This is a genomic window from Nodularia chucula CCY0103 (assembly GCF_963923915.1).
In the GTDB taxonomy this organism is placed as follows: domain Bacteria; phylum Cyanobacteriota; class Cyanobacteriia; order Cyanobacteriales; family Nostocaceae; genus Nodularia; species Nodularia chucula.
Genome location: NZ_CAWUOL010000024.1, coordinates 43,908 through 57,005, shown reverse-complemented (window position 1 = coordinate 57,005; position 13,098 = coordinate 43,908). Strand labels below are relative to the sequence as shown.

Below are 13,098 nucleotides of genomic sequence, written 5' to 3'. Positions count from 1 at the left end.
CTAATGCCTTCAGGACTATTTCTTGATTCAACTTGTTGACTAAGTTTATATCTATGTATTCCCATTTTTCACCAAAAAATTGGAATACTCACTACTAACTTTTGGAATCACTGCTCATTAGACCCCTCGTTCAAAATTTGGTTACCTTCGTTAAATCCAACCTACAAAGTAATCATCCTTCTATAGATAGATGTAACGCCACAAATTTAATCAAGTCTCCCAAGCCTTCTTGAGTCTTCAAATTTGTAAAAAGAAAAGGGTTATCACCACGCATTTTTTGCGTGTCTCGTTTCATGACCTCTAAATCTGCTCCTACATAGGGTGCAAGGTCAATTTTATTAATCACTAATAAATCAGATTTAGTAATACCGGGGCCGCCTTTGCGGGGAATTTTATCACCTGCTGCCACATCAATGACATAGATTGTTAAATCTACTAATTCAGGACTAAAGGTAGCTGCTAAATTATCGCCGCCACTTTCTAAAAATACTATGTCTAAATCCATAAATTGATTTTCTAATTGTTCAATAGCAGCTAAATTCATGGAAGCATCTTCACGAATTGCTGTGTGGGGACATCCACCTGTTTCTACTCCCAAAATGCGATCGCTTGTCAAGGCTTGAGAACGTACCAAAAACTGAGCGTCTTCTTGAGTATAAATATCGTTGGTGACTACAGCAAGTTGATACTGCTGACGCAAAGCTTTACACAAAGCATCTACTAAGGCTGTCTTTCCCGAACCCACGGGGCCAGCTACTCCCACACGCAATGCAGTCATTGTCTTCTAACTCCTAAACAATCGGGTATACTGTGTTTCATGCTGCATACTCGCTAAGGATAAACCCCAGCTACAACAGCTGAGTTGATCATCCTCTAAGGCTAGAATTTCTGATACAGCATTGCTAATTAATGGTTGTAATTCTAACAATAAGTCTTGTCCCGCAGTTTGACCGAGAGGAATCAGTTTTACGCCAGCAGTGATCAAATTATTAGCCCAACTATGCAGATATGCTAGCAAGGCCGCTTTAATGTTAATTTGCCAATGAGCTATAGCAATCCCAAAAGCGATCGCATAATTGCAAGGATTACCCACAGCATTGACTAAAGGTATAATATCCGGTTGTAGTTTACCAAGTAACTGAGTAAGCGATCGCCCCATTTGCCAACTAGATGCCCGTAATTCTTGGGTTTCTCTAGTAGCAGATAACCACAGATTCCAACGGCATAAAGTTGATCTATCGCCCATAGTGGCACATTTCTCAGCTCGTACTATCACCCCCGCATCTAACCGAATTGCGCCATAATGTAGTTCTGCTTGTAACCAATGCTTTAAGCTGCCTAAATCGGAAATGATGCCCTTTTCCACGAGCATTTCTAATCCTTCAGAATAGCTATATGCTCCCACCGGCAACCCTGGACTAGCTAGCTGCAATATGTATAAAAAGCTGATATCAGTGAGGGTGATGGTGTCCATAAGCCCCAAATTCTGGCTGAAACGGTAAGATTTCCTCTGTAATTTCTAGTCCCAGTTGTTCCAGCATTGTGCGTAACACTGAATCTGGTAGTAAGCGTAAATAGCTAGAAGTGATTTCTACGGGTACATGGCGATTTCCCAAATGATATGCAGCCCGCATTAATAAAAGTGGTGTTTGAGCAAAAACTGTTAAAACTGTTTCTGGTTTAGCAGTAATTCTGATGAAACTGCTATTGGTTTCATCTTGTAAAATATCACCATCTTTCAGTAAAGTCCCTCTGGGTAAACGGAAAAAGATTACTTTGCCATCTACAGTTTCCCAGCGATGACGACTGCGGGTGCGTTCTTCTGCTGTGAGTGCAAGGGTGAAAGCGACCACGACATCAGAATTAGGAGGTTGACGTTGGGTGAAAGTCAGCATTTTAATACAATTACCTGCAATCTGCTGTTATATCGTTTTTGGTTAATTTACGGAAGACAATTACCACAATCAATTACCCCTATTCCCAGATCAATGTGCAGGTTTAGAAGTAGTTAAGCAGATACTAAGCGTCGTAAAGATTCAGCGCGGCGTTTAGCAATGGTGTTATTTGGAGCAAGTTTTAGGGCTTCTTCATACATTTGTAGTGCCTGAGAAGTTAATTTTTTCCGTTCGTAGGCGTGTCCCAGATTATTAAGTGCTGTTACATAGTCAGGTTTAAGTTTTAGAGCTTCTTTATACTGCCGAATTGCTAAGTCATACTGCTCTTGGCTAAAGTAAACATAGCCTAGACCGTTGTAAATAGGGGCGCTAATTGCTTCGTCTTCTTCCTTTTCTTCTTCAGCAGCTTTAATAGCTTTCTGAAATAGTGCCACTGCCTGAGAAAATACTTTTTTTTCGGAATAAATACTGGCTAACTCGTAATATTCTTGTGCTGTACCTTTTTCTTTCTCCAATTTCTTACGTAATCTTGCTAAAGCACTTTCACGCCTGCGAGTTTTGAAAATTTGGCGGAAAACATTCACAACTGCAAATGAAAGCAGACCTACAAAAATTGACAGATAAATAGTGACTAAATTTTTATCCATTGCCTGCAAATACAAATTTTAAAAGCTACTTCTATATCTATTATCGGACACTAGGGAGAGGAGGGAGATATTTTTTTAGTTTATAATTGTGGACTGATTAACGGTAAGCCCCAATATTGAACACGTTCTTTTAGCCAACCTTCTGCTGTATATTTAGCGATCGCCTGATTTACTTGTCGTCTTAAGTCATCGTACTGCAATCCCTTGGGCATGACTACAGATAAGGGTTCTGTGGATAGTTTGGTGGGTAGAAGTCGGTATTGAGGATATTGTTGTACCCATCCAGTCAGAACACTGGCATCGGCCGCAAATGCTACTACTGTATTATTTTCTGTGAGCGATCGCCCTTGTTGATATGAATCAACTCCCACTAACTCGGCTTTCGGCACATAGTAACGCACTTGGGCAATTGTGCTGGAGTTGTTGATGACGGCAATTTTTCGGTTTGCTAAATGACTTAGCTGAGTTACAGAAGCATCTTTTGTGACTATTACAGCACCATCATAGTAGTAAGGAACACTTAAACTTACTAACCGGGCGCGGGACTCAGTGGCTGTTACCCTGGCGATCGCTAAATCAACTTTTTGGTCTAAGACTACAGACAAGCGATCGCGGTTAGCTACTGGTTGGAATCTTACAGCATCTTCTTTCCCTAACAGATCCAATGCCAGACGTTTTGCCAAGTCAATTTCTAAACCTTGTAAATTACCATCACTATCTCTAAATCCCAAAGGGCGTAAGTTATCTTTAACGGCAATGTTTAAATAACCTCGACGCTGAATTTCCGGCATTTGGGCAGCCGATACCATCAATCCCCCAGACAAGCAGAGCAAGCAAATAAGGGTAGCGGATAATACCAGATGTAACGGATTAATTTTTAGCCCATCGACTAAGCTCAGGGCGAGCCATCTGTTACATCGGTGATTCATCCGTTACCTTCCTTATCCTTTAGCTTGAAGTGCCAATTCTGCAACTTTGCTGAAGCTAGCGGGATCGAGAACTGCCAATTGTGCCAACATTTTACGATTGAGTTGGATATCAGCTTTTTTCAAATTGCCGATTAATTGACTGTAACTCAAACCATGTTGCCTAGCTGCGGCATTAATGCGGGTGATCCACAGGCGACGAAAATCGCGCTTTTTCTTTTTGCGATCGCGGTAAGCACTGCGTAGCGCCTTCATTACCTGTTGGTTAGCGGTTCTAAACAAAGTTGAATGGGAACCACGAAAACCTTTAGCAAGTTTGAGAATTTTATTGCGGCGTTTACGAGCTACATTACCGCGTTTTACCCTTGTCATATTCTATTTCCTGAACAACTTACAAATAAGGAAGCATTAAACGCACATTGTCTTCATCGCGTTCGTGTACAAGTGTGGACTTGGACAAGCTACGCTTTTTGTGAGAAGACTTATGTTCTAAAAGGTGGTTTTTGAAAGCTTTGCGACGGACAATCTTACCGCTACCGGTGGCACGGAATCGTTTTGCCGCAGCTTTACGAGTTTTGAGTTTAGGCATGGTCTGACTTTAATTCGACACAATCCATAATTATATACTATTTACCTGAATCTTCATTAATTTCAGTTGCCAAACTAACGACACATTCGGGAAACTTTTGTTTCAATGCTGGAAAAACAGGACACGGCGGCTGTTCTTGCAAATTTTCCGGTTTATTCCAGGTAAAAGGGGCTTGCTTTGATGCAGACATCCACAATAGGCGCTTTGCTCTTGTCATAGCAACATAGAGTAAACGATATTCCTCAGAGGTTTTCAAATGTTCTGCCTGTTTCCAAGCCTGAGAGACATCAGGGATAGGAGATTCACCATGAATTGCCGTGCGAATTTGGGCGCGGGCTACTTCTGATAAAGTAAACTCACCTAAAAATTTGCTTTTGGGAGGAACCCAAAACTTACCAGGAATTAAGTTTTCATGGAGAAAGGGCATAAATACATAGTCCCAATCCAAACCCTTGGCCTTGTGCATGGTGATAATTGTCAATTGACCGGGACGGGTATAACGCTCGTCTAAATCTTCTGTTTCCACAGCTTCAAACCTTTCAGACGTAACTATTTCACTTAACACTGAAAGTATGGTTTCTAAAGAAGAATTGTCAGTTATTTGCTGAGTTAACCGTTCTGCTAGTTTGTGAGCAGTTGCCAGTTCTGGTTGATCGTATTTTAAGGTTAAGCCTAAAAAGCCAATCAAGTGATATAGCGGTAGTTCTAAACGGGCGCGTAGTAAACTCCGACATAAATGGGCGGATTTTTTGACTATATCTGTCTGGGGTGCTGCTAAAGGGGTGGGATACAAAAATTCTTCTGGTACACTGGCCAGGGCGTTGAGGTCTTGGGTAGGAATCAATTGACGCTGTACTAATACCTCTAAAGCTGCTTTGAGATAGTCAGGAGAATGGGGGCGATCGCAAAATTGCAGCAATGCCAAAATTTCCTGGGGTATGTGAGAACGGCGATCGCTTTCTCCCACGTCATAAAGTGTAATTTTATGCTCCTTACACACAGAAGTTAACATTTCTCCTAGCCAGCGTCCTTGACGATTTTCTCGCACCAAAATAGCACCGCTCATCTTTGCCGAATTTTCTACAAACAACTCAACTACTCTTTGGGAAATCAATTCAACTGTGTGATAAATATCACGGGGCGTATACAGTTCCAATCCAGTCCCTATAGATGGTGGGTTCGCATTGGGTTGAGGATCGTTAGTATTAACAGTACGGATTTTTTGGGGACGAAAGGGCAATAATCCCTGATTTTTGTGGTGATAAAATTTATTTACCTGTTCTAAAGCGAAGTTAGCGGCGGCAATAATCATACCAGTGCTGCGTCCAGCTTGATCCATTGTGGCTAGTTTTCCCAAACTGTCGCACACTCCGCAAAAATTACGGAAATAAATCGGATCAGCAGGTGTAAAAGTCGAGTTAATTGCCTGATTAGGATCACCAACTCGCACTAGATCCATTAGGGAGTGGAGAGATGAGGAAGAAGATTCTAGTAAAAGCCCAGTTTCTGCTGCTTTTGCATCATTACTGGCTAAAATCTCTAACAGTTGGGTTTGCAAAGGGCTAGAATCTTGGGCTTCATCTTCAAATACCGCCACAACTTGATTTTGCTCAATATTACGGGCGCTGTGATTTTCCAGGACGCGCAGAGAAGCTAAAATCATCTCGTCGTAGTCGATGAAATCACGCGATCGCATTAATTTTTGATACTGTTCATACAATCCCGCCCCTATGGTTAAAATGCCATATTCATCTTTAGTGCTTTGACTCCACTGTCGCAGTGTTTCCGGCGATACCGCAGAACTTTTAGCTTCATGAATGACTGTAGTAGCCAAATCTGGTAATACTTCTGTGCGTAAAACTGATTGACGACGTAACTTTTCTGTCTCTTCGCCGTCAAATTCAGTACCTTCTAGTAACCGAGAATAACTGCCGGGATGATGAGTTATCCATTCTTCCACTGCTGTGCGAATCAAGCGGTGACTTTGAGTTGGTGTAATTAATGTGACATTATCTAATTCTAAACCTGATAAATCCGGATAACGACTGGCAATATTTAAAGCTAGTCCATGCAGGGTATACACAGCAAAGCCTGTAGGAGGTAGAGATAAATCTCGTAGGTATTGGCGAATTTTTGCTTTAATATTGGTGGCTGCGGAACGAGTAAAAGTCACAACTACAATTTGACGACGAGAAGAGGGGCGTGATTCCCTATCATCTTGGTACTGACGGGCGATGGCGATCGCTACTGCTGCGGCCATACCAGTAGATTTACCAGACCCAGGAACCGCCGAAACTGCCAAGGGGCCGGATTGCCAATCAGCCATCTGCTGTTGTCCTGGGCGCAGACTATTACGGATGGATAAAATCTTCTGTGCTATTTTCCCTTGGAGACATTCTGGAGAAACACTAGTTGTAAAATCAGTATCTAACATAAGGTTTAAAAGTTATAGCTGGGGAGTGGGGAGTAGGGAGTAGGGAGTGGGGTAAAAGACTTTCGTTGTCTAACTTTTATGAGCAATTTATGTCCTAAAATCCTTGGCGGTTGCTATCAAAAAACGTATTTCTAAAAGGTTTATTTAGTCTGTCGTAGGCTTTATTCAGCAAGCCCTAATTAGTAAATGGCAAATCGGAAATTATATTTAGATTATCTGGCTTTAGCTGGAACGATGGCACTGGGTGCTGTCTTGCGCTTTGGGAATTTAGGGTTAAAACCTTTATGGATGGATGAGGTAATTACAGCTATTTTTAGTTTGGGAAAAAATTATCATGATTTACCCTTAAATGTTTTATTTCCTCTGGCAAGTGTCGCAGAAATTTTTTCTTACCAGCCTGGAGTTAGTTGTCAACAAATTGCGGAAAATATCGCTAATCAGTCTACACACCCCCCATTATTTTTTTGCGGAATGTACAGGTGGTTAGGGTGGATGATGCCTTTGGGTTCAGAGTGGGTGGCACAATTGCGATCGCTACCTGCTTTATTAGGAGTAAGTGCGATCGCCGCAATTTATGGTATCAACCGCATTGGTTTTTACCCAGCATCGGGAATTATGGCGGCACTGATTATGGCTATTTCACCCTTTGCTGTTTACCTTTCCCAAGAAGCACGCCACTACACCATGCCTATGTTGCTCATAACTTTAGCATTATTGGGACTAGTGCAAATTCAGCAAGATATTTTTCAGCAGCAACGTTTGAGAATTTGGGTAGTATTATTATGGTCAATTATTAATAGTATTGGTCTTTATATTCATTACTTTTTTATTTTAGCTTTTATCGCAGAAGTGATCACATTAATTATATTAATATCTTTGTGGAAAGTTAATATTATTAACAAAGTCCAGGTTTCTCTAATTTTAACTATATCAATTACTGGAGTTATTCTGACATTTATGCCTTGGCTACCCGTACTATTGATTCATTTCCAGAGTGCTGAAACCAACTGGTTGCCTGACACTATACACATTGCACCACTATATCAAACTTTAATGAATGGGATTTTAATGGTGATTGCTTTACCTGTAGAAAATCAATCATTACCAATTACAGTTATCTGTGGTGGTTTGATGGTAAGTTTTGCAATTTGGTTAGGGTGGCAGGCATGGAAAGGTTTAAAAATCCTTTGGTTAGATGATACCAGCCATTTAGCCACATTAACCTTAGTTAGTTTCACCATTATTGTCTTCATTCAATTCTTTGCCATCGCCTATTTTTTGGGTAAAGATATCACTATTATTCCCCGCTATAACTTTGTTTACTATCCCAGTTTTTGCGCCTTGTTAGGAGCGAGTATTAGCAAAAATCATCATGCAAAATTAGCAATTTTATTTGTGGGTATTCTCAGCTGCATTTTTGTAATTTCTGATTTAGTCTTTCAAAAACCGTTCCAACCTGAACAAACTGCACAGAACATGAATTTAGAATCATCTGTGCCTGTGATGCTGGTGGTGGGATATAACAGTTATCAAGATGTGGCGTTGGGATTAAGTTTTGCTTTGGCATTAGAAAAAGTCAGAAGTCATACAAATGCTGCTGTTATTGATAGTTTTGCTTTTTTAAAAAAATCTGTGGATACGCCTAATTTTTGGCTGAGGTTAGATGAAATGCCTATACCGAAAACATCGCAGATGAATTTATGGATAGTTGCACCTGGAATGAGAAGACTGGAGTATCCCCAGGAGGTGGGGCTGTCGGGGGAGAGTATGTGCCAGATAGATACTACCCATCACTATCGCATAGGTGTTCCCTACCAGCTTTATCGTTGCCAGACAATCCCACTTTAATTGTTGGATTATTCCTCAATTTGCCAGATATCTTTGCTGATAAATTCATCAAAGATTTTTTTAGGACGAACAATGACAATTACTTTCCCCAGTAGAGAAATTTTGGGGTCGGTATCAAACCACTGAAAATCTAATTCACCGTCATGTTCAACAACGAAGTAGTTAGAATCATCCCATTCTCTTTGGTCGCGGTCTACAACTACTAGCACTGGTTTAGGCGGATTGTTATCTGCGTTGGGTAGGCGATCGCTATTACACAAAATTACCACTGGATCTTCTGCATTTAACAAAACCTGCCAACCGGGTAATGGAACCCAAGCTTGTTCTCCGGCAAATTTAACTAAACCAAATGGGGGAATATTTTCTACCATCGGCACACTTTGTAAGTCTTGGGGTGTTAGTGGTAACTCCCCGACTACAGGGACGATGCGGGGTAATTCGTCCTCTGACTCAAAGCGATAGAAGGGTAAAATGGGTGCTGGTTTTTGGGAAGTTACGGTAAAATCTAGCAGTAACTGTTCGATTTGGTTCCTAGCTGTGGGTGTGTGAGCAAAACGTAAGCCTTTGGCAATTAAGCGCGATCGCTCTTGCAAATCTGTATATTGCCGTGCTAGTTTCCATGCTTGATAAGCCACAGCATCCCCAGGATGGGCAGAAAAACCTGATGGTAAAGTTTGGAAGCGGGAGAAATCTTTAATGGCTTTGGCTACTTCCCGCGCTTCATCCATATCCAGTTTATGAGTAAAGGTCAGTTCAGCCGCCGCCGCCCGTTGTTCGTGAGTCAGCAACCGCAGTTCGTACAAAATATCACTACCTCTAGTAGCGTAGTGCGATCGCGTTGCTTCTGAAGCACCACCTTTTTCTAAAGAATTATAAACTTGAGAGCCAACAATTACCTGATTTTGTTGAATTGGCTCAAATCCTGTTTCCTCAAAAATCTCTTGGGGATTGTAACCAGATTTTTGCAAAGAGGCGATCGCTACTCCCCACTCTACCCAGTTACCTTGCTTTTGCCGCAGCTTTTGTAGTAAATCTTTTACTACATCTTCATTTAAAGCATTTTCAGGATTTTGAGCATTAGAAGATAGATTAGTCATAATTATGGCGTGAGGGCTGTAATTTTAATTTCTGTTGAGGAAAATTTGTATAACAGAGTATTTTAATATACTTTAGACTAGAGATACTATCACCTTTCCTATGACTGAGTTTTTCTGCTCTAATAATCGTAACATTTTCTAGAGACTAGAAAAAATGTAGAATTACAACCGTGAATTTACCCAAGTGTTCCGGCAGTTTCTCCATTAATCTAGGTATGGAATATAACAAAATAACTAATACTCAAAGTCACCATTTTATGGATAATCCCCTGACCGCCACTCAGAAAAATCTCCGTCAATTATCAAATTTAGCCAGACAGAAAAAACTCAAAATCCTTGTGGTTGATGATGAGCCAGACAATCTCGACTTACTATATCGCACCTTTCGGCGAGATTTTAACGTTCTCAAAGCAGATAGTGGAGTCAATGCCCTAAAAGTATTAGCTTCAGAAGGGGAAGTTGCTGTAATTATCTCCGATCAGCGAATGCCAGAAATGAAAGGAACTGAGTTTCTCAGCAAAACAGTACCACAGTTCCCAGATACTGTCAGGATTATTCTCACAGGGTTCACTGATATTGAAGATTTAGTCGAAGCTATTAACGCCGGACAAGTATACAAATATATTACCAAGCCTTGGGACCCAGGAGAACTAAAGGCAGTGGTGCAAAGAGCAGCAGAAACCTATGACTTGCTCAAGCAACGTACAGAAGAATTACGCCGGGCTAATGCTCAAATGGCATTACTGACTGTTTTAGTACGATTAACACAGGAACACCATAGCTTAAAAGAGGATTTGACCGTAATTGCTGAGGTATTTAGTCAAAGCTTCTCAGCCGATAGATGTATTTTGCAGCTAGTTGAGGAAAAGCAGTTAGTAGCAACTCAAGGTTTTTATTCTTCGGGAGATACTGTAGAAAACTGGCTGGCTGAAGATCCACTCACAGATGAGGCGATCGCCAGTGGTAAAATGCAAGTTTCCTTAAATGTCGCCAAAGATCCCAAACTAGCTGATGTCAGTCATTACCAAGATACTGGTGTGGCAGCACATTTAGTAATTCCCATCATCTACCGCCAAAATATCTTAGGCATTTTATCCCTGCAATGGCAAGAACCCTTCTCTTTACGGGAAGATGAATTGAAACTAATTAGTCTATCGGTAGAACTAGTAGCCATCTGCTTTACAGCAGCACTCAGTGACGAATCTCGCTGTTAACTGGAACCAGTTCCAAGGGAGCATCTTTTAAATTTCTGTTCCCTGTCCCCTACTATATATTTTTAGTCGCAAGTCTTCACCAATGAATCCAGACATTCGGAATATTTTTGACCGTATTGCTCCAGTTTATGACGATTTAAATAATTGGTTGAGTCTGGGACAACATCGAATATGGAAGGAAATGACAGTTAAATGGAGTGCTGCTAAACCAGGAGATACTTGTCTGGATTTATGTTGTGGTAGTGGTGACTTAGCTTTTCGGTTAGCCAGATATGTCGAAAGCGGGGGACAAGTGTATGGTGTGGATTTTTCCCCTAACCTCCTAGCTACTGCGGAAAAACGCTGCCAAAATCAGTACCCCCAACCGTCTATTTCTTGGATAGAAGCCGATGCGCTGAATTTACCCTTCGATGATCACTACTTCCATGCCGCCACAATGGGCTATGGTTTAAGAAATGTTACAGATATTCCCCGCAGCCTGCAAGAATTACATCGCGTTCTCAAACCTGGTGCAAAAGCGGCAATTCTAGATTTTCATCGTCCTAGAAATCAGCAGATTCGGGCTTTTCAGCAATTGTATTTAGATAATATAGTTGTACCAATTGCTCAACGGATGGGTTTAAAGGAAGAATACGCCTACATTAGTCCCAGTCTGGATCGTTTCCCCACAGGACAAGAGCAAGTAGAGTTAGCCAGTCAAGTTGGATTTACATCAGCTACACACTACCCCATTGCGAACGATATGATGGGAGTGTTGGTAGTCAGCAAATGAGCCAGAGTTTTGCAGTAAACTCAACTCATATCGTCTATCAATTCCAATTTTATTAATTTTTACTTTGGATTGGTCTCACGTTTGGTTTTATTTATTACCCCCGGTGCTGGGTAGCGTTATTGGCTATTTCACCAACGATATAGCTATTAAAATGTTATTTCGCCCTTACAGAGCAATTTATATAGCTGGGCGAAAAGTACCATTTACTCCTGGATTGATTCCACGCAACCAGGAACGTCTGGCTAAGAACATTTCTAATACAATTATGGGGTCTTTGCTGACTCCAGGAGAATTGCAAAATCTGGCGCGGCGTTTGTTACAAACAGAACGCGTACAGTCAGCAATTTTGTGGTTATTACAATTGGCTATTGAACAAATCAAAGCTGACAAAAATGAAAAAAGCGCCAAAATTGTGGCGGGAATTTTGCGCGATTTGTTAGGAGAATCATTACCGCGATTGCTGAAAGTTTTAGCCAGGCGCGAAGATTTTTTAGAAGCACAGATAAATCAAATTTTTGACCAAGTATTACTGGAATTACAACTGAGTGAAGAACAATCTCAAAGGTTGGCTGATTGGTTGTTACAGGTAGTTATACCTCCAGATGTTTTACGCCAAGTAGTTATTGATTTTTTGACAGACCGGACTATTCAAACTATTGATGAAAGCTTTCGGGAAAAGACTAGTGGGACTTATTGGGTGGTAGCAAATTTATTTGGTTTACGTAATACCTTGACAAGGTTGAGGACTTTTTGCTTAGATGAAAAAGATGCTACTAATGCTCGATTAGAAGAATTAATTCAAGTTTTGCAAATGCGCGATCGCTTGAAGAAAGTTCTGGTAAATTTATCATTACAAAACTTGCCCATTGGCACAGTCAGGCAATTACGAAAAACTACCAGGGAAAGTGTCCGTCACTATATTCAGGCTAGTGGTGGTGATTTAATCCAAGGTTTAACTGATTCTGTAAACTGGGAAAATATCGCTACATTATTACTGAATCGTCTCAGCACTTCACCTGTGGTTAATTCTTCCCTAGAAGTTGTTAGTCAAGAGTTAGCTAAAATTTTAGAGAAATATTTAGAAAAAGATTTAGAAAAAATTGTCGCCCAGGTAATTCCCATATTATCCATAGATCAAGTGATTGTTGACCGGGTAAAATCTACTTCACCTGCTGATTTAGAAGCGGCTATTGAGGGAATTGTCAAAAATGAATTGCAGGCAATTGTCACTCTAGGCGGTGTATTGGGTTTTATCGTGGGTTTATTCCAAGTCGGATTTTTACTCCTGACTCAAGCTTAGATTTTATCTTCAGATTTGGGGGTAGGTAGCTGCTCTTGCATTTTGCTTTGTGTCATGTTACCCTCCTTCAGAATTTTATTAATTCCATCGAGAAAAACTTGAAAACTACGAGATTTGTTTTCAGTCAAGGATAAATAGGGTGCGATCATCCTAGAATGAGTGCCGGGGTAATATTCTGAAACTAACTTTCTAAGTTCTTCTTTCGCGGAGTTGACTCTATCTGGGTTACGAAACTTGGTTTGATTTTGTTTTTGACTCAAACTTTCGGGTTTTAGTCCATAGGCTGTTTCGACTGCGGCTAAATCACCCAAAAACCAAGATTCTAGTTCATGACATACTATAGGAATCCGGTTTGAATTTTGAAAACATACTGAGA

Annotated in this window: 14 protein-coding genes; 4 read left to right on the top strand and 10 right to left on the bottom strand. The window is 40.8% G+C overall.

Features of this window, described 5'->3' with window-relative positions; translation table 11 throughout:
* Positions 1–172: 172 nt before the first annotated feature.
* The 8 genes from ureG to ACM0OP_RS09555 form a co-directional block, all read right to left on the bottom strand.
* Positions 173–778 carry an urease accessory protein UreG gene (ureG, locus tag ACM0OP_RS09590; RefSeq protein ID WP_414528176.1) on the bottom strand — a complete coding sequence of 202 codons (606 nt, stop codon included), beginning with the start codon at positions 776–778 and terminating at the stop codon, positions 173–175.
* A gap of 6 nt (positions 779–784) precedes the next feature.
* Entirely contained in the window at positions 785–1,474 is a 690-nt protein-coding gene (locus ACM0OP_RS09585) for an urease accessory protein UreF (RefSeq protein WP_414528175.1), read from the bottom strand.
* Positions 1,452–1,895, bottom strand: coding sequence for an urease accessory protein UreE (gene ureE / locus ACM0OP_RS09580; RefSeq protein ID WP_414528174.1), 444 nt, complete (start codon positions 1,893–1,895; stop codon positions 1,452–1,454). Before ureE ends, ACM0OP_RS09585 begins: the two co-directional genes overlap by 23 nt.
* 113 nt (positions 1,896–2,008) lie before the next feature.
* A complete protein-coding gene (locus tag ACM0OP_RS09575; RefSeq protein ID WP_414528173.1) occupies positions 2,009–2,542 on the bottom strand; it encodes a tetratricopeptide repeat protein in 534 nt (177 codons plus the stop codon).
* Positions 2,543–2,622: 80 nt separating this feature from the next.
* The gene (locus tag ACM0OP_RS09570; RefSeq protein WP_414528172.1) at positions 2,623–3,471 is read right to left on the bottom strand and encodes a transporter substrate-binding domain-containing protein; all 849 of its coding nucleotides are present in this window, start codon (positions 3,469–3,471) and stop codon (positions 2,623–2,625) included.
* Between the two features lie 12 nt (positions 3,472–3,483).
* Entirely contained in the window at positions 3,484–3,840 is a 357-nt protein-coding gene (gene rplT / locus ACM0OP_RS09565; RefSeq protein ID WP_414528171.1) for a 50S ribosomal protein L20, read from the bottom strand.
* A 19-nt stretch (positions 3,841–3,859) separates the two neighbouring features.
* A complete protein-coding gene (gene rpmI / locus ACM0OP_RS09560; protein ID WP_414528170.1) occupies positions 3,860–4,057 on the bottom strand; it encodes a 50S ribosomal protein L35 in 198 nt (65 codons plus the stop codon).
* Between the two features lie 37 nt (positions 4,058–4,094).
* A complete protein-coding gene (locus tag ACM0OP_RS09555; protein ID WP_414528169.1) occupies positions 4,095–6,491 on the bottom strand; it encodes an ATP-dependent helicase in 2,397 nt (798 codons plus the stop codon).
* Positions 6,492–6,677: 186 nt separating this feature from the next.
* On the opposite strand from ACM0OP_RS09555, the gene ACM0OP_RS09550 reads away from it, so the two are divergent.
* Entirely contained in the window at positions 6,678–8,339 is a 1,662-nt protein-coding gene (locus tag ACM0OP_RS09550) for a glycosyltransferase family 39 protein (RefSeq protein WP_414528168.1), read from the top strand.
* Between the two features lie 8 nt (positions 8,340–8,347).
* Here the strand turns inward: ACM0OP_RS09550 and ACM0OP_RS09545 are convergent, their stop codons facing one another.
* The gene (locus ACM0OP_RS09545; RefSeq protein WP_414528167.1) at positions 8,348–9,436 is read right to left on the bottom strand and encodes a RuBisCO accumulation factor 1; all 1,089 of its coding nucleotides are present in this window, start codon (positions 9,434–9,436) and stop codon (positions 8,348–8,350) included.
* 257 nt (positions 9,437–9,693) lie between these two features.
* Here ACM0OP_RS09545 and ACM0OP_RS09540 point away from each other — a divergent pair, with 257 nt between their 5' ends.
* The 3 genes from ACM0OP_RS09540 to ACM0OP_RS09530 all read left to right on the top strand — a co-directional run bounded on the left by ACM0OP_RS09540 (position 9,694) and on the right by ACM0OP_RS09530 (position 12,722).
* Positions 9,694–10,650, top strand: a complete 957-nt coding sequence (locus ACM0OP_RS09540) for a response regulator (protein WP_414528166.1) — start codon at positions 9,694–9,696, stop codon at positions 10,648–10,650.
* 82 nt (positions 10,651–10,732) lie between these two features.
* A complete protein-coding gene (gene ubiE, locus ACM0OP_RS09535; protein WP_414528165.1) occupies positions 10,733–11,422 on the top strand; it encodes a bifunctional demethylmenaquinone methyltransferase/2-methoxy-6-polyprenyl-1,4-benzoquinol methylase UbiE in 690 nt (229 codons plus the stop codon).
* Positions 11,423–11,486: 64 nt separating this feature from the next.
* Complete coding sequence (locus tag ACM0OP_RS09530; RefSeq protein WP_414528164.1) at positions 11,487–12,722, top strand: DUF445 domain-containing protein; 1,236 nt, start codon at positions 11,487–11,489, stop codon at positions 12,720–12,722.
* Here ACM0OP_RS09530 and ACM0OP_RS09525 read toward each other — a convergent pair.
* A complete protein-coding gene (locus ACM0OP_RS09525; protein WP_414528180.1) occupies positions 12,719–13,063 on the bottom strand; it encodes a DUF4276 family protein in 345 nt (114 codons plus the stop codon). The genes ACM0OP_RS09530 and ACM0OP_RS09525 overlap by 4 nt on opposite strands.
* Positions 13,064–13,098: the final 35 nt, after the last annotated feature.

What these genes read in the sequence shown, in the direction of transcription:
- ureG (WP_414528176.1), bottom strand. Translation starts at nt 778, where the DNA reads ATGACTGCATTGCGTGTGGGAGTAGCTGGCCCCGTGGGTTCGGGAAAG.
- ACM0OP_RS09585 (WP_414528175.1), bottom strand. Translation starts at nt 1,474, where the DNA reads ATGGACACCATCACCCTCACTGATATCAGCTTTTTATACATATTGCAG.
- ureE (WP_414528174.1), bottom strand. Translation starts at nt 1,895, where the DNA reads ATGCTGACTTTCACCCAACGTCAACCTCCTAATTCTGATGTCGTGGTC.
- ACM0OP_RS09575 (WP_414528173.1), bottom strand. Translation starts at nt 2,542, where the DNA reads ATGGATAAAAATTTAGTCACTATTTATCTGTCAATTTTTGTAGGTCTG.
- ACM0OP_RS09570 (WP_414528172.1), bottom strand. Translation starts at nt 3,471, where the DNA reads ATGAATCACCGATGTAACAGATGGCTCGCCCTGAGCTTAGTCGATGGG.
- rplT (WP_414528171.1), bottom strand. Translation starts at nt 3,840, where the DNA reads ATGACAAGGGTAAAACGCGGTAATGTAGCTCGTAAACGCCGCAATAAA.
- rpmI (WP_414528170.1), bottom strand. Translation starts at nt 4,057, where the DNA reads ATGCCTAAACTCAAAACTCGTAAAGCTGCGGCAAAACGATTCCGTGCC.
- ACM0OP_RS09555 (WP_414528169.1), bottom strand. Translation starts at nt 6,491, where the DNA reads ATGTTAGATACTGATTTTACAACTAGTGTTTCTCCAGAATGTCTCCAA.
- ACM0OP_RS09550 (WP_414528168.1), top strand. Translation starts at nt 6,678, where the DNA reads ATGGCAAATCGGAAATTATATTTAGATTATCTGGCTTTAGCTGGAACG.
- ACM0OP_RS09545 (WP_414528167.1), bottom strand. Translation starts at nt 9,436, where the DNA reads ATGACTAATCTATCTTCTAATGCTCAAAATCCTGAAAATGCTTTAAAT.
- ACM0OP_RS09540 (WP_414528166.1), top strand. Translation starts at nt 9,694, where the DNA reads ATGGATAATCCCCTGACCGCCACTCAGAAAAATCTCCGTCAATTATCA.
- ubiE (WP_414528165.1), top strand. Translation starts at nt 10,733, where the DNA reads ATGAATCCAGACATTCGGAATATTTTTGACCGTATTGCTCCAGTTTAT.